The organism is Stenotrophomonas sp. CCNWLW162 (genome assembly GCF_037203745.1).
Classification (GTDB): domain Bacteria; phylum Pseudomonadota; class Gammaproteobacteria; order Xanthomonadales; family Xanthomonadaceae; genus Stenotrophomonas; species Stenotrophomonas maltophilia_AQ.
The window spans coordinates 98,663-113,058 of record NZ_JBBCBL010000002.1 but is presented as its reverse complement, the minus strand read 5'-3'; the positions used below and the strand labels follow the sequence as shown (position 1 = coordinate 113,058).

Here is a 14,396-nt window from a genome sequence, read left to right as displayed (position 1 = left end):
CCTTCTTCACATGGTGGCATGCGGCTGCTCGACGGCATCGCCCGGCTGGCCGAAAATAGCCGGTCCCCCGCCGTACCGGACCGTCCATGAAGAGCAAGCAGGAAATCGTCGACAACTGGCTGCCGCGCTATACCGGCGTACCGCTGGACCAGTTCGGCCAGCACATCCTGCTGACCAACTTCGGCGGCTACCTGCATACGTTCTCGGAGCTGACCGGTGCGCCGGTCATCGGCCTGGACCGGCCGATGGCCAGTGCCACCATCGATGGCATCACCATGATCAACTTCGGCATGGGCAGCCCCAACGCCGCGATCATCATGGACCTGCTGTCGGCGGTGATGCCCAAGGCAGTGTTGTTCCTGGGCAAGTGCGGCGGCCTCAAGCGCAAGAACCAGCTGGGCGACCTGGTGCTGCCGATCGCGGCGATCCGCGGCGAGGGCACTTCGGGCGACTACCTGCCGCCGGAAGTACCGGCGCTGCCGGCCTTCGCGCTGCAGCGTGCGGTTTCGACCATGATCCGCGACCTCGGCCACGATTACTGGACCGGCACCGTCTACACCACCAACCGCCGGGTCTGGGAGCACGACGAGGCCTTCAAGGAGCGGCTGCGGGCAATGCGCTGCATGGCCATCGACATGGAAACGGCCACCGTGTTCGCCGCCGGCTTCGCCAACCACATCCCCAGCGGCGCGCTGCTGCTGGTTTCGGACCAGCCGATGATCCCGGACGGGGTCAAGACCGAGGCCTCCGATGCCAAGGTCAGCTCCCAGTTCGTGGAAAACCATATCCAGATCGGCATCGAGGCGCTTAAGCTTATCCGGCGCAACGGCAAGTCGGTCCGCCACCTGCGCTTCGACGAATGATGATGAAGGCCGGGCGCGGGGCGTCCGGGCCTGGGAGTAGGTAATGGACGTTGCCGCGCAAGTGGTGGAATTCTGGAAGGAGGCGGGCCCTGCGAAGTGGTTCGCCCGCGACGACGCGTTCGACGCGCAGTTCCGCCAGTTGTTTCTGGATGAGCATTTCGCAGCGGCGTCGCGCGCGCGCGAACATTGGCTGGGCAGTGCCGAAGGGGCGCTGGCCCTGATGCTGCTGCTGGACCAGTTTCCGCGCAACTGCTTCCGTGGTACCGCGCATTCCTATGCGACCGACGGCCTGGCGCGGCACTACGCCACGCGTGCCATCGAGGAAGGCCTGGATCTGCAGCTGGTGCCCAAGCTGCGCGCCTTCATCTACCTGCCGTTCGAACATTCCGAGGATCCGCTGGACCAGGACCGCTCGGTGGCGATGTTCGACGTGCTGGGTGACAAGGAATACCTGCAGTACGCCGAACTGCACCGCGACATCATCCGCCGCTTCGGCCGCTTCCCGCACCGCAACGCGGTGGTTGGCCGCATTCCGACGCCGGAAGAACTGGACTACCTCGCCGAAGGCGGGTTTGCCGGGTAACCGGAACGTCAGCCCCCGCGCTTGGGGCACGGAAGGAGTAGATCCACGCCATGCGTGGATGGGCTCAACAGAAAACGCCGGCTTTCGCCGGCGTTTTTCCTATGCATCAAGCGCAGCCGATCAGTACTTCGGCACGCCGTTGTCCACTTCGTCCGACCAGGCGTTGATGCCGCCGGTGACGTTGAACACCTTGGTGAAGCCCAGCGCACGGAACTGCTCTGCTGCCTGCGCGCTGCGGCCACCGTGGTGGCACAGGAAGGCCAGGGCGGTGTCCTTGGGCAGGGCTTCCAGCTCGGCGCGGCCGTTGCCATCGAAGCTCTTGAACGGCACGCCGACAGCGGCGATGGCGCGTTCTTCGGCCGGGCGCACGTCCACCAGCATCACGTTGCCGGCACGCACCAGGTCGTCGGCATCACGCACGCTGATTTCCTGCACCGGCTTGGGCGCGTTCGGGTTGTCGATCGCCAGGCCCTTGCCGCGGATGTCGTCCACCCAGTCGATGGTGATGCCGTTGGCGCGGCGGGCGCTGGCCAGGTCGAACTGCACGCGCAGGCCGTTGGATTCGGCGGCAATCGCGCCTTCGTCGTGCGGGGCCAGCTGGAAGTTCGGCTGGAAGCCGGCGTCGATGCTCAGCTGCAGGGCGGCGCCCGGGGCGTCGGCCAGCGCGCCCTTGAGCATTTCCACGGCGGCCGGGGTGACGGTGATGTTCGGCGGGGTGCGGTCCGGCGCGGCCAGGCCGAGCACGCTGCTCAGCTCGCCGCTGGCGGCCATCTGCAGCACGATGTCGCTGCCGCCGACCAGTTCGCCGTCGATGTACAGCTGCGGGATGGTCGGCCAGTCGCCATAGGCCTTGATGCCTTCACGGATTTCCTGGTCGGCCAGCACGTTGACATGGGCGAACTCGATGCCGAGGTCCTGCAGGGCGCCCACGGCCTTGGCCGAGAAACCACACTGCGGCATCGACGGCTGGCCCTTCATGAACAGCACGACGCGGTTGTCGTTGAGAATGGTTTCGATGCGCGAACGCAGGGCGGGATCGAGGGACATGGACGTCTGGGTTCCGGGAATTCGAATCGTCAATTCTAACCCCCATGGCATCATGGGGGATGAGCAGCGAAGGAACATTGCATCGCATCCCGGCCCGCCCCTGGCGCTGGCTGCCCTGGCTGGTGGCGTCGCAGATGGTCGTGATCCTGGCCTGGGTGCTGGCCGGCTGGCAGTGGGGACTGCCGCTGCTGGTGGCCAGCCATGCGTTGTTCATGGTGCCGGTGTTCCTGCCCAACAGCTGTTTCTATGCGCCCGTGCTGGCCCGGTTACCGAAGGCCGGAAACACGGTGTGGCTGACCATCGATGACGGCCCCAGCCAGGAAACTGGTGCCGTGCTCGACCTGCTGGACCGCCACCAGGCGCGTGCGACCTTCTTTCTGGTGGGCGCGCGCGCGCTGGCGCAGCCGGAACTGGTGCAGGAGATCCTGCGCCGCGGGCATGACCTGGGAAACCACAGCCTCAGCCACCCGCAGGCCCGCTTCTGGCGGCTTGGCCCGGCCGCGATGCATGCCGAGATCGAGGGCTGCCAGCACGCATTGCAGGCGCTGAGTGGCCAGCCGGTGCGCTGGTACCGCTCGGTGGTGGGCATGACCAACCCGTTCGTGGCGCCGGTGCTGCAGCGGTTGGGACTGGTCCGGGTGGGCTGGAGCGCGCGCGGCTACGACGGGGTCGACTGCACGCCGGACGGCGTGCTGGCACGGCTGCTGCCTGACCTGCGCCCGGGTGCCATCGTGTTGCTGCATGAAGGTGCGGCGCACGGCCACAACCTGGAGATCATCGAGCGCGTGCTGCAGGCGCTCGATGAGCGTGGGTTGAAGGCCGAACTGCCGCCCGGATAACCGGTAGCGCCGGGCCACGCCCGGCGAGCGCAGCGGCATGGATGGAATCCGCCGGGCATGGCGCGGCGCTAGCGGATGCGGTGCGCCACCAGCAGCCAGCTGTTGAAGGGGGTACGCCCGTGCAGCGGCCGGGGGGCCGTCACCTGCAATCCGGCTTCGGTCAGCGTCGCCTGCAGCACCTTTGGATCGGGGTAGTGGCACGGTCGCGTGCCCATCCAGCCAACCAGCCAGGCCAACCGGTCGGCCACCCGGGTGGTGCGGTCGCGGCCATCGCCGGTGGCCAGCGGCGTCCGCAGCAGCAGGCGGCCACCGGGGGCCACCCGCGCACTGGCCGCGCGCAGCAGCGCCTGTTGCGGACCCGCGTCCAGGTACTGCAGCACATCCAGCAGCAATACGTGCCCGGCCCGTGCCGGCAGCGGCGCCTGCAGGTCCAGACAATCGAAGTGCACATCGTGCAGATCGACGGCAGCGCGCCGGGCGCGCGTGATCTTGGCGGCATCCACGTCTACGCCCAGGTAGCGTTGGGTACCGCCACGCTGGCGCAGCACGTGGGCCAACAGGCCCAGTCCGCAGCCCAGGTCCAGTAGCGGCTGCCCGTCGTCAGGCAGGTGCTGCAACACGCCGTCGTACAGGGGGTCGCTGCCGAGTTTGCTGCGGGCGTAGTAGTAGTCGCGGCGGTTGCCCCAGGCCTGCGCTGGACGGAATGCCTCGGCGATCAAGCGAGACTGCGCGCTCGTCAGAGGAGTGCAGGGCAGCGGCGTGCCAGTCCGTGGCATGCCGTCCATCGCTTCAGTCCGTGCCGCCAAGCAGGTGCGCGGCCACCGGCAGTGCCCGCTCGCTCCACAGCGCATACATCCGCGCCGAGGGGTGCAGGCCGTCCTCGGCGATCATCGCCGGATCGGTGCCGCGGTCGCGGCTGATGTCGGTGATATCGACGAAGGCCACGCCCAGCCGGGTGCTGATCACCTCAGCGGCCGCATTGAACTCGTCGGTCTCGATCTCGACCGCGGCCAGGTCACGGCCACTGCCAGCACCGAACGGGGTGGTGCCCCAATCCGGGAAGGACAGCACCAGCACACGTTCGGCGCGGCCGGCAGCAAAGCCGATTGCCCGCTGCAGCAGCGCCTGGAACTGCAGGCGGTACTCGTCCAGCGGTCGGCCGCGGTACTGGTTGTTGACGCCGATCAGCAGGCTGACGAAATCGAACGGGCCCTGCGGCGCGGCTGCGTCGATGCCGGCGTCGAGCTCATCGGTGGTCCAGCCGGTGGTGGCGATGGTCTGTGGCTCGGCCAGGTCCACGCCCTGCGCGCGCAGGGCGGCGGCCAGCTGGTGCGGCCAGCGGCCTTCGACCGCCACCGCTTCACCGATCGTGTACGAATCGCCCAGCGCAAGGTAGGACAGCGCCACGGCTCAGGCCACCGAGCGGCGTGGCTTCAGCGGCACGACCTTGGTCGCGTCCTCGGCACGGCGGGCCAGCACGCGGTCGATGCGGGCGAACACATCGCGCATCACCGAGGCTTCCGGCAGCAGGGTCACGCGGAAATGATGGCGGTAGGGCACGTTGAAGCTGGAGCCCGGCACCACCAGCACGCCTTCGTTGTTCATCAGGTCCAGCGCGAAATCATGGTCGTCGAAGCCCTTGGCTGCGGCACCGACCACGGCCGGGAACGCGTACAGCGCACCGGCCGGCGCGACCAGCGACAGGTGCTCGCTGGCTTCGCAGGCCTCGATCACCGCGCGGCGGGTTTCATACAGGCGGCCACCCGGGGTGCACAGTCCGGAGATGGTATCCGGGCCATTCACCGCAGCATCGATGGCGTACTGGCCCGGCACGTTGGCGCACAGGCGCAGCGCGCCCAGCAGGTCCAGTGCGGCGCGGAAGTCACCCAGGCGCGCATCGTCGCCGCTGAGGTGGGCCCAGCCCACGCGCCAGCCGCAGGCGCGGTGCACCTTGCTAAGGCCACTGAAGGTCAGGCACGGGTGGTCGCCGGCCAGCGGCGCGACCGGCTGGAAGACCGCGTCGTCGTACAGGATCTGGTCGTAGATCTCGTCGACCAGCAGCAGCAGGTTGTGGCGGCGCGCGATCTCGACCACGCGTTCCAGCAGCTCGCGCGGGTAGCTGGCGCCGCTGGGATTGTTCGGGTTGATCAGCACGATGGCGCGGGTGCGCGAGGACACCAGCGTCTCGATTTCGCTCGGGTCCGGCTGGAAGCCGTTCTCCGGCGCACAGCGGTAATACACCGGGCGGCCGTCATTGAGGATGGTCGAGGCCGACCACAGCGGATAGTCCGGCGAGGGCACCAGCACTTCGTCGCCCGGGTTGAGCAACGCCCGCAGCGACAGGTCGATCAGCTCGCTGACGCCGTTACCGACGAAGACGCGATCCGGGTGTGCATCGGGCGCACCGCGACGGGCGTAGGCCGCGGCAATGGCTTCACGCGCTTCCGGCAGGCCCTGCTGGTGGGTATAGGGATCGGTGCGGCCCATGTCATCGGCGATCGCGCGCTGCAGGTGTTCCGGTGCACGGAAGCCGAACGCACCGGGGTTGCCGATGTTGAGCTTGATCAGCTTGCGGCCCTGCGCCTCCAGCTCCCGCGCTCGTCGAGCCAGTTCTCCGCGGATTTCATAGCGCACTTCGGAGAGGCGCTCGCGGATGACCAGGGGCTTGGGCGAGGGGGTGGACATGGGCGGTGGGCCGTCGAATGGCATGGGGATTCCATGGTAGCGGAATTGCTGCAGCGCATGGCAAGGCCCCAGGGCTTGCCGTTGTTGGGCTGGCGGGGCACTGGCACAGGTAGAATGGCGGCGATGACCCAGACTCCCGATTTTACCGCCCTGCAGACCATCGGCTGGCCCTGGCCGGGCCCGGCGCAGCAGGCCGAGTGGCAGGCTGTGATGGCCGCCCACCCGCAGGCCCGCCCGGCGCGGGTGATCGAACAGCATCGAACGCACTATGTCGTGGCCGATGGCCCGGATGCGGCGATCAAGGCCGAATCGCTGCCGGAATGGCAGCGCCCGCGCTTCCCCAGCCACGAACGGCCGGCGGTGGGCGACTGGGTGCTGCTGGATGGCATCCGCATCGTTGCCCTGCTGCCGCGGCGTACCGCGATCAAGCGTGGCGCGGCCGGCGAGCATTACCACCAGCAAGTGATCGCGGCCAACATCGATACGGTGTTCATCGTCTGTGGCCTGGATGCCGACTTCAATCCGCGCCGCATCGAGCGCTACCTGCTGCTGGTCGGCGGTGGCGGTGCCGAGCCGGTGGTGGTGCTGACCAAGGCCGACCAGACCGAATACAGCGAGGATGCGCTGGCGGTGCTGGAAGAGCTGGAGATGCAGGGCATCGCCCTGCATGCGATCAACGGCCTGGATGCCGACAGCGTGGCGGTGCTGGAACCATGGCTGGGCCCGGGCCGCACCGTGGTGCTGGTGGGATCATCCGGTGCCGGCAAGTCGACGCTGACCAACACCCTGCTGGGCGAGCAGCGGATGAAGACCAATGCGGTGCGCGCCAATGACTCGCGTGGCCGCCATACCACCACCCATCGCGCGCTGATGCCGCTGCCGATGGGCGCCTGTCTGATCGACACCCCCGGCATGCGCGAACTGAAGCCAACCGGTGAAGAGACGCTGGCCGAAGGCGGTTTCGCCGATATCGAAGCGTTGGCGGCGCAGTGCCGCTTCAACGACTGCATGCATCAGCAGGAACCGGGTTGTGCGGTGCGTGCGGCGATCGACGCGGGCGAGATTGAAGAAAGCCGGCTGCTGAACTACTTCAAGCTGAAGGAAGAAGTGGCCGCCGCCGCGGCCAAGCTGGCCGTTCGCCAGGCCGAGACCGCGCAGGAGCGGGGTGGCAGGAAGGGCAAGGGGCAGCAGTTCCGCCCGGCCGGCAAGCCGCGTAGGCGTTGATCGGTACTGCGGGGTCGGATCCCATCGCGCGGCAATGGGCTCTGACCCCTGCAATGAAACCCGCCTCTGCCTGCTTCGGGTGGATGCCAACTGCCCGCTCCTGGTAGGTGCCAACGTTGGTTGGCACGAATCTGTCCGAAGCCCGCCTTCGGCGGATGCCAACCAAGGTTGGCACCTACCAAAGCAAGGGCAGGGCGCTATAGTCCGCGCATGGAACCGACCGCGACGCTGGACCGTGACGTGGCCCACCATGCAGCGCTCGATGCGCGCCTGGTCGAGGCCGTGGGAGGCATCCGCCTGCTGGGCCTGACCAGCTGGCCGGCAACGCTGCAGGCACCGTTCCTGGACAGCGTGGCGCGTGGCCAGCCGGTGCTGCCGAAGGTGGATTACCCTCGGCTCAACTTCAGCGAAGAGCGCCGCGCGCTGGCCGCGATTGCCGCCGACTGCGATGACAGCCATCCGCTGGGTCACTACGTGCGGCAGTCGGCGCAGAGCTGGGACCTGGCCGCACAGCTTCTGGAAGGGTTGGGCACGGCTGCGGTCGATACCTGCTCGGTGCAGCTGTTCGGCGCCCCCGAGCAGCCGCTGCCGGGCAATGGCCCAAGCACGCGCGAAGCGGCGCGTCACTTCATCCAGATTGCTGCCGAACTCGATCACGAACTGCTGGCGCCGGAAGAGCAGGTGCCGGTTTCGGCCATTGCCCTGCAACTGCAGCTGCAGAACGATCTGGACGCGTTCTTCGAGTCGCGCATCATCCAGGTGCAGCTCGATCCGGAGCTGGTGTCCAAGGCCGCCGCCGGCCCGACCCGCATCCGCCTGCGCACCAGTGCGCGCTTCAGCGCCTACGACCGCGCGCAGTTGTTCCACCACGAAGCGCTGGTGCATTCGCTGACCGCCTTGAACGGCCGTGAGCAGCCTGTGCTGCCGAGCCTGGCACTGTCCTCGCCACGGGTGACCGCCACCCAGGAAGGGCTGGCGACGTTCGCTGAACAGATCACCGGCAGCATCGACATCGAGCGCCTCAAGCGCATCAGCCTGCGTACCGAGGCAATCGCGATGGCGCGCGAAGGTGCGGACTTCATCGAGGTGTTCCGCTACTTCTGCGATGCCGGGCAGAACCCGGAAGAGAGCTTCGCCTCGGCGCAGCGGGTGTTCCGCGGTGTGCCGCCGAGTGGCGGCCTGGCCTTCACCAAGGACACGGTGTACCTGCGCGGGCTGGTGTCGGTGCATACCTTCTTCCGCCACATGCTGGCCGAGGATCGCCTGCAGGTCTGCCGATGGCTGTTCGCCGGCAAGATGAGCCTGACCGATGCGATTGCGTTCGCGCCGTTGTTCGAGTCCGGTGTATTGAAGCCGCCGCGTTGGCTGCCGCACTGGGTGAGTCGCGCCAACGGCCTGGCCGGCATGCTGGCGTTCTCGCTGTTCGCCAACCGGATACGGATGGACCAGCTGGCGCCGGAATGAAATGCGTTGGCGACTTGTGGCGTCTTGATTGATATCGGAGAGAGCGGGGGGCTTGCGCTGGCCAGGACACGCCGCAAGTACGTCCCTGTAGGCTCGGCCACGGCATCCATGCCGTGGACGGTCCTGGCCAGCGCAAGCCCCCCGCTCCAGACGATTTCCCGCGAGACGGCCAGCAATCCACCAGAGGGATTGCGTTTGAAAAGCTTGAAAAGCAAAGAGCCGGGCATTGCCCGGCTCTTTGCTTTTGCATTTGCTTTCAATTGTCTCCGCGCCGGCGCGGGGAACTGTCCAGCGTGGGTAGGCAGGCCCATGCAGGACCGTGAGGCGCATGGATGCGCCGATCGAGCCCCCATGGATGGGTTTACGGCGTGTCCTGCATGGGCCTGCCTACCCACGCCATGCAGGAACAATCAACGCGCCGCAGCGCCTGCTTCTGACTTAGAACTCCGCCGCCACCGTCATGAACAGCTGCCGCGGTGCGCTCGCATGAATCGCATAACGCGTGCCCTTGGGATCGGTCGGTGCGAACGAGCTCAGCTGGCCGGCATAGCGCTTGTTGGTCAGGTTGGTCGCGTTCAACGACACCCGCACGTTGCGCAGGCCCATGCCCGGGCCGAAGTCGTAGCCCGCACCGGCGTCGAAGGTGGTCACGCCCGGCACCGACTGGTCGTTGGTGTAGGTGTAGTAACGCTTGCCTGTGTACTTGGCACGCAGGCTGGCAAAGAAGCCATCGCGGTTCCAGCTGATTTCACTGGAGGCCATGCGCTGTGGCGTATCCACGGTGATCTTGCCGGCCACCGGCACCACCGCGCCGCCGGACAGGTAGTCGTCCTCGTAGGTGGTCTTGTTCCAGGACAGCGCGTTGTACCACTGCAGGCCGTCGATCGGCTTGAGTATGAAGGTCAGCTCCGCGCCGTGGCTCTTTACCGAACCGACGTTGATGAAACGGGTCACGCACTCCGGGCGCGTGCCGACTTCGATGCTTGAGCACGGGTTCAGCGACAGCAGGCGGTTGTCGAACTTCACGTTGTAGGCCGCGATCGACGCCTGGTACTTCTCACCGAAAGTACGGAAACCGGCTTCCAGGCTCTTCGACTTCTCCGGCTCCAGGCCGGCGCTGGCCGCGAACGATTCCGGCGACACCTGCAGCGGGCCGCCGCTGCCACCGCCGACGAAGGCAGCGATGTTCTCGGCATACGAGGCGAACAGCTCGTTGTTGGCGTTGAGCTTGAAGCCCAGGCCCAGCTGCGGCAGCACCGATTCCTTGGCAGTCAGCGTGCCCGAGGCGATGCTGGTTTCCACCCCCGGGTTGGCGGTGGCGCGCATGCGGGTGTTCGGGCTCTTGATGCCGACGTCCACGGTCAGGCGCTGGTCGAGGAAGCGCATGCGGTCCTGCACGTAGAACTGGCGCGTGCGGATGTCGAAGTCCTGGTTGAACAGCAGGCGGTCCGGGTTTTTCAGGTACAGGTCGTCCAGGAACGGACCGCTGATGTAGTAGAAGTTGCGCGAGACGTTATGGTCGTTCTGCTCGTACCACAGGCCGGCTTCCAGCTCGTGGATGCCCACCGTCCACGACAGCGCGGCAGTCAGGCCGTCGCGGTTGATCGTGTAGTTGGTGCTGCGGATCGAGATCGGCAGCATCTTGTCGGTTCCCGGGTAGGACGGCTGGCCCGGTGCCCACCAGTGGCCCTGGCCACGGTTGTCATGGTGGTAGGCCAGCAGCTTGAGGCGGCCCTGCTCACCGAGGCGCAGGTCGGCATCGACCGAATAGAGGTTGTCGTCGCGCAGTGCGCGGCTCTGGTAGTACGCATCGTCGATGCTGTTGACGCCACCACTGAACTTGCACTTGCTGCGGTCCAGCGTGCCCGGTGCGCAGTATGCGGCGGCGACGGCGCGCTCCCAGTCCGGCGCGTAGATGTTCCAGTCATAGCCCAAGCCGCGCGCCAGCATGTCCTTGGACAGGTAGGCGTAGTTGGCCTGGCTGGCGCGCGAGGTCGCGACGAACGCACCGAAACGATGGTCGCCCACGTTCCACACCGCCTTGGCATTGAACTGGCGGGTGGTCTGGTTCTGGTACGGCGCGGCCCACATATCCTGGTCCTGGTGTACGCCGGAGACGTAGGCCGAGAAGCCGTTGATGTCGCCGGTGTCCACGCGCAGGTAGCCGCGGCGCTGGCTGTTGTCGCCAACGGTGACGCTGGCGCGGCCACCGAATTCGGTCGACGGGTCCATCGAGAAGTACTGGATGGTGCCACCCAGGTTGCTGGTCGAGGCCACGCCCAGCGAACCGATGCCCTGCGACAGCTCTGCGCCGGCCAGGTTCTCGGCGATGATCGCGCGGGCAATGCTCAGGCCGTTGTAGTTGCCGTAGCTGTTGTCACCCAGCGGGATGCCGTCCAGCGTGTAGCCGAGGCGACTCTTGTCGAAGCCGCGCAGGCTGATGGTCTGCGACTCCTCGTTGGCACCGAAGGCATCGTTGGACTGCACCGACACGCCTGGCAGGCGGTCGAGGATCTTCTGGCCGCTGGTGCCCGGCGGCAGCACCTGCTTGTCCACCGTGGTGATGCGCTGCACCTGGCGGGTCTCGCCCTGGCCGATCACGGAGACAGTATCCAGCGTCTGCGCGTTCAGCGCGGCATCGGTGCTGGCGCCGGTATCGGCGGCGGTGGCGGCATGGGCGCTGGCGGCGGAGAGCGCGATCGCCACGGCGATCGTCAGGTGTCGGGTCTGCATGGTGGTCCGTTGCATTGGGGGTGGTCACCGGCACGGATGCGCGGTGCATGGCCACTATGCGAACGGAACATGAAACCTTCTTTACGGAAAACCAACGAACGGTGCAGGGTGGTGTGCAACCTGCAACATTCCTGTCACGGCGGCGGTGCATCTGCCGGTTTGAGGATCACCTGCGCGACGCACGCGTGATGCAATCCGGGAAAAAGGTAGCTCACCCATCGATCCGGGGATGGGTAGCTCAACGTCAATGCCTGTTCCGGGGCGTGGCCTGAAGGAGGAAGCACGCGCGCTGGCGCGACCTGGCGCTGGACGATCTGCCGACGCGTCACGCATGCGCCCCCGACATCCAGGCGCACGGAGTGCACGTGCTGGCGATCGGCCTGCAGCAGGACCATGCCGCCGGTGATCTGGAGCGGTGGGGACAGGGCCACCGGTGGCAGCGTGATGCCCGGCAATGCATAAGGTGTTTCGATGATGGCCATTGTCGCTGGCAGCATGGCGCGAAGGTCTTCCAGACGCGCCGCGCGGGGCAACGGTTTGCCCCAGCTGCGGGTCAGTTCGAGCAGACGATCTGCCTGCACGTCGTCAGCCATCGGCAGCTGGTCGGGTGCGGCCGCCGCACACAGTGCAGGCAGCAGGATCGCAAGGTTTCCCCACCACAGACGCTGCATGGGTGAACTTCCGGTTCACGGATGCTGCCGGTATAGCACGCACCGGGTACAGGCAAGAAAAAAGGGGCCGGATCACCCCCGCAAGCGAAGGTTCTCCGGCCCCGCGCACTCCGTGGGGGAGGCGGTCCACGTACTGCGTGGACGAGGGCTTACCCCATGTACAGGCCACCGTTGACCGGATAATCGGCGCCGGTCACGTACGAGGCTTCATCCGAGGCCAGCCACGCACACAGGCCGGCCACTTCTTCCGGACGGCCCAGGCGGCGCACTGGCACCGAGGCGGCCAGCCGGTCCAGCACATCTGGCGGGAAACTGCTGATGGCCTGGCTGGCGATGTAACCCGGCGACAAGGTGTTGACGGTGACCCCGCGCGAGGCCACTTCCGCGGCCAGCGCACGGCTGAAGCCATGCATCGCGGCCTTGGCGGTGGCGTAGTTCACCTGGCCGATCTGGCCCTTGTGGGCGCTGACCGAACCGATGTTGATGATGCGGCCCCAGCCCCGCGTGGCCATGCCGTCGACCACCTGCTTGGTCAGGTTGAACAGCGAGTTGAGGTTGGAGGCGATCACCGCATTCCAGTCCTCCACCGTCATCTGCCGGAACAGCAGGTCGCGGCTGCCACCGGAGTTGTTGACCAGCACGTCCACTTCACCGACTTCGGCGCGCACCTTGGCGAACGCGGCGCTGGTCGAGGCCCAGTCGGTAGCGTTGCCTTCGGAGGCGATGAAGTCGAAGCCCTGTTCGCGCTGCTCGCGCAGCCAGTTGGCCTTGCGCGGCGAGTTCGGCGCGCAACCGGCAACCACGGTGTGGCCGCTGCGGGCCAGGCTCTGGCAGATGGCAGTACCGACACTGCCCATGCCGCTGGTGACGTAAGCGATTCGAAGCGTCATTGCAGAAGGCTCCTTGGTAAGAGGTCAGGCGGCGAGCGGGTACAGGCCGAACAGCAGGCTGCCGACCATCAGCAGCATCGAGATGGCGATGGCCCACTTCAGGGTGAACTTCTGGTGGTCGGCGAATTCGACTTTGGCCAGGCCTACCAGCAGGTAGGTGGACGGCACCAGCGGGCTGAGCAGGTGCACCGGCTGGCCGGCCAGCGAGGCGCGCGCCATTTCCACCGGGGTGATGCCGTAGTTGCCGGCGGCCTCGGACAGGATCGGCAGCACGCCGAAGTAGAACGCGTCGTTGGACATGAAGAACGTGAACGGCATCGATGCCACGGCGGTGATCACCGCCAGGTACGGGCCCCACGATTCCGGAATGACGGCCAGGAAGCTGTGCGACATCGCTTCGACCATGCCGGTGTTGTTGAGGATGCCGGTGAAGATGCCTGCGGCGAAGATCAGCGACACCACCGACAGCACGTTGCCGGCATGGTTGACGACGCGGCGGCGCTGCTCGGCCAGGTTCGGGTAGTTGATCACCAGGGCGATGGCGAAACCGACCATGAACAGGACCGGCATCGGCAGGATGCCGATGATCAGCGCGGTCATCAGTGCCACGGTCAGGGCCAGGTTCACCCACAGCAGCTTCGGACGCTTGATGTCCTCGGCGTCTTCCACCGTCGGCAGCGCATTGCTGTCGTCGGACACGCTGTTGTCCATCCAGCTGCCACCCTTGGGCAGGGTCACCACACCCAGCCGGCGGCGTTCCTTCAGGCCCAGGTACCAGGCCAGCAGCAGCACGCCGGCGCAGGCGATCACCATCGACGGGATCAGCGGCACGAACACATCGGCCGGGTCCACGTGCAGTGCAGTGGCCGCGCGTGCGGTCGGGCCACCCCACGGCGTCAGGTTCATCACCCCGCCGGCGAGGATGGTCACGCAGGTCATGTTCAGCGCGTTCATGCCCAGCCGCTGGTACAGCGGCAGCATTGCCGAGACGGTGATCATGTAGGTGGTGGAGCCATCACCATCGAGCGAGATCAGCATCGCCAGCACGGCGGTGCCGAGCACGATCTTCATCGGATCGCCCTTGACGAAGCGCAGGATGATCCGCACCAGCGGATCGAACAGGCCCGCATCGATCATCACGCCGAAGTAGAGGATGGCGAACATCAGCATCACGCCGGTCGGCGCGATCTTCTTGATGCCCTCCAGCATCATCTCGTCGAGGCCGGCGCCGAAGCCACCGATCAGCGCGAACAGGATGGGGATGGTGATCAGGGCGACGAGCGGCGACAGGCGTTTGCTCATGATCAAGTACATGAACGTAATGACCATGCCAAAGCCGAGGATGCTCAGCATCATCTGCGGACTCCTTGCGAAAACAGGACGTGGGGGAGTGGAAG

Annotated in this window: 13 protein-coding genes; 5 read left to right on the top strand and 8 right to left on the bottom strand. The window is 66.7% G+C overall.

The window, feature by feature from the left end:
* The first annotated feature begins 86 nt into the window (after window positions 1-86).
* Together V9K93_RS05540 and V9K93_RS05535 are read left to right on the top strand one after the other, a co-directional pair.
* Window positions 87-863, top strand: a complete 777-nt coding sequence (locus V9K93_RS05540; protein WP_005414446.1) for an AMP nucleosidase — start codon at window positions 87-89, stop codon at window positions 861-863.
* Between the two features lie 43 nt (window positions 864-906).
* On the top strand, window positions 907-1,446 hold the full coding sequence (locus V9K93_RS05535) for a DUF924 family protein (protein WP_046983008.1): 540 nt from the start codon (window positions 907-909) through the stop codon (window positions 1,444-1,446).
* Between the two features lie 120 nt (window positions 1,447-1,566).
* Here V9K93_RS05535 and grxD read toward each other — a convergent pair whose 3' ends face one another.
* Window positions 1,567-2,493 (bottom strand): Grx4 family monothiol glutaredoxin, encoded by a 927-nt coding sequence (grxD, locus tag V9K93_RS05530; RefSeq protein WP_337302181.1) that lies wholly within the window; start codon window positions 2,491-2,493, stop codon window positions 1,567-1,569.
* 59 nt (window positions 2,494-2,552) lie between these two features.
* On the opposite strand from grxD, the gene V9K93_RS05525 reads away from it, so the two are divergent.
* Window positions 2,553-3,332: a polysaccharide deacetylase family protein gene (locus V9K93_RS05525; RefSeq protein ID WP_046983010.1), complete on the top strand. Its 780-nt coding sequence runs from the start codon at window positions 2,553-2,555 to the stop codon at window positions 3,330-3,332.
* 68 nt (window positions 3,333-3,400) lie between these two features.
* Here V9K93_RS05525 and V9K93_RS05520 read toward each other — a convergent pair whose 3' ends face one another.
* Genes V9K93_RS05520 through V9K93_RS05510 form a run of 3 tightly spaced genes read right to left on the bottom strand, consistent with a single transcriptional unit; the run spans window position 3,401 to window position 6,017 of the window.
* A complete protein-coding gene (locus tag V9K93_RS05520) occupies window positions 3,401-4,117 on the bottom strand; it encodes a methyltransferase domain-containing protein (protein WP_295381536.1) in 717 nt (238 codons plus the stop codon).
* A gap of 4 nt (window positions 4,118-4,121) precedes the next feature.
* The gene (locus V9K93_RS05515; RefSeq protein WP_046983012.1) at window positions 4,122-4,739 is read right to left on the bottom strand and encodes an SGNH/GDSL hydrolase family protein; all 618 of its coding nucleotides are present in this window, start codon (window positions 4,737-4,739) and stop codon (window positions 4,122-4,124) included.
* Window positions 4,740-4,742: 3 nt separating this feature from the next.
* A complete protein-coding gene (locus V9K93_RS05510; protein ID WP_046983015.1) occupies window positions 4,743-6,017 on the bottom strand; it encodes a pyridoxal phosphate-dependent aminotransferase in 1,275 nt (424 codons plus the stop codon).
* 114 nt (window positions 6,018-6,131) lie between these two features.
* Between V9K93_RS05510 and rsgA the strand changes: the two genes are divergently transcribed.
* Window positions 6,132-7,241 (top strand): ribosome small subunit-dependent GTPase A, encoded by a 1,110-nt coding sequence (gene rsgA, locus V9K93_RS05505; RefSeq protein WP_426355188.1) that lies wholly within the window; start codon window positions 6,132-6,134, stop codon window positions 7,239-7,241.
* Window positions 7,242-7,451: 210 nt separating this feature from the next.
* The gene (locus V9K93_RS05500) at window positions 7,452-8,705 is read left to right on the top strand and encodes a flavohemoglobin expression-modulating QEGLA motif protein (protein WP_136639609.1); all 1,254 of its coding nucleotides are present in this window, start codon (window positions 7,452-7,454) and stop codon (window positions 8,703-8,705) included.
* A gap of 438 nt (window positions 8,706-9,143) precedes the next feature.
* On the opposite strand, the gene V9K93_RS05495 is transcribed toward V9K93_RS05500, so the two are convergent.
* The 4 genes from V9K93_RS05495 to V9K93_RS05480 form a co-directional block, all read right to left on the bottom strand.
* On the bottom strand, window positions 9,144-11,438 hold the full coding sequence (locus tag V9K93_RS05495) for a TonB-dependent receptor (protein ID WP_046987158.1): 2,295 nt from the start codon (window positions 11,436-11,438) through the stop codon (window positions 9,144-9,146).
* Window positions 11,439-11,572: 134 nt separating this feature from the next.
* Window positions 11,573-12,109, bottom strand: coding sequence for a hypothetical protein (locus V9K93_RS05490; protein ID WP_337302180.1), 537 nt, complete (start codon window positions 12,107-12,109; stop codon window positions 11,573-11,575).
* 149 nt (window positions 12,110-12,258) lie between these two features.
* Window positions 12,259-12,999, bottom strand: coding sequence for an acetoacetyl-CoA reductase (gene phbB, locus V9K93_RS05485; RefSeq protein WP_012481221.1), 741 nt, complete (start codon window positions 12,997-12,999; stop codon window positions 12,259-12,261).
* Between the two features lie 24 nt (window positions 13,000-13,023).
* Window positions 13,024-14,352 carry a CitMHS family transporter gene (locus V9K93_RS05480; protein ID WP_046987164.1) on the bottom strand — a complete coding sequence of 443 codons (1,329 nt, stop codon included), beginning with the start codon at window positions 14,350-14,352 and terminating at the stop codon, window positions 13,024-13,026.
* Window positions 14,353-14,396: the final 44 nt, after the last annotated feature.

Excerpts from the sequence above, each read along its gene's own strand:
- V9K93_RS05540 (WP_005414446.1), top strand. The coding sequence starts at position 87 with ATGAAGAGCAAGCAGGAAATCGTCGACAACTGGCTGCCGCGCTATACC.
- V9K93_RS05535 (WP_046983008.1), top strand. The coding sequence starts at position 907 with ATGGACGTTGCCGCGCAAGTGGTGGAATTCTGGAAGGAGGCGGGCCCT.
- grxD (WP_337302181.1), bottom strand. The coding sequence starts at position 2,493 with ATGTCCCTCGATCCCGCCCTGCGTTCGCGCATCGAAACCATTCTCAAC.
- V9K93_RS05525 (WP_046983010.1), top strand. The coding sequence starts at position 2,553 with ATGAGCAGCGAAGGAACATTGCATCGCATCCCGGCCCGCCCCTGGCGC.
- V9K93_RS05520 (WP_295381536.1), bottom strand. The coding sequence starts at position 4,117 with ATGGACGGCATGCCACGGACTGGCACGCCGCTGCCCTGCACTCCTCTG.
- V9K93_RS05510 (WP_046983015.1), bottom strand. The coding sequence starts at position 6,017 with ATGTCCACCCCCTCGCCCAAGCCCCTGGTCATCCGCGAGCGCCTCTCC.
- rsgA (WP_426355188.1), top strand. The coding sequence starts at position 6,132 with ATGGCGGCGATGACCCAGACTCCCGATTTTACCGCCCTGCAGACCATC.
- V9K93_RS05500 (WP_136639609.1), top strand. The coding sequence starts at position 7,452 with ATGGAACCGACCGCGACGCTGGACCGTGACGTGGCCCACCATGCAGCG.
- V9K93_RS05495 (WP_046987158.1), bottom strand. The coding sequence starts at position 11,438 with ATGCAGACCCGACACCTGACGATCGCCGTGGCGATCGCGCTCTCCGCC.
- V9K93_RS05490 (WP_337302180.1), bottom strand. The coding sequence starts at position 12,109 with ATGCAGCGTCTGTGGTGGGGAAACCTTGCGATCCTGCTGCCTGCACTG.
- phbB (WP_012481221.1), bottom strand. The coding sequence starts at position 12,999 with ATGACGCTTCGAATCGCTTACGTCACCAGCGGCATGGGCAGTGTCGGT.
- V9K93_RS05480 (WP_046987164.1), bottom strand. The coding sequence starts at position 14,352 with ATGCTGAGCATCCTCGGCTTTGGCATGGTCATTACGTTCATGTACTTG.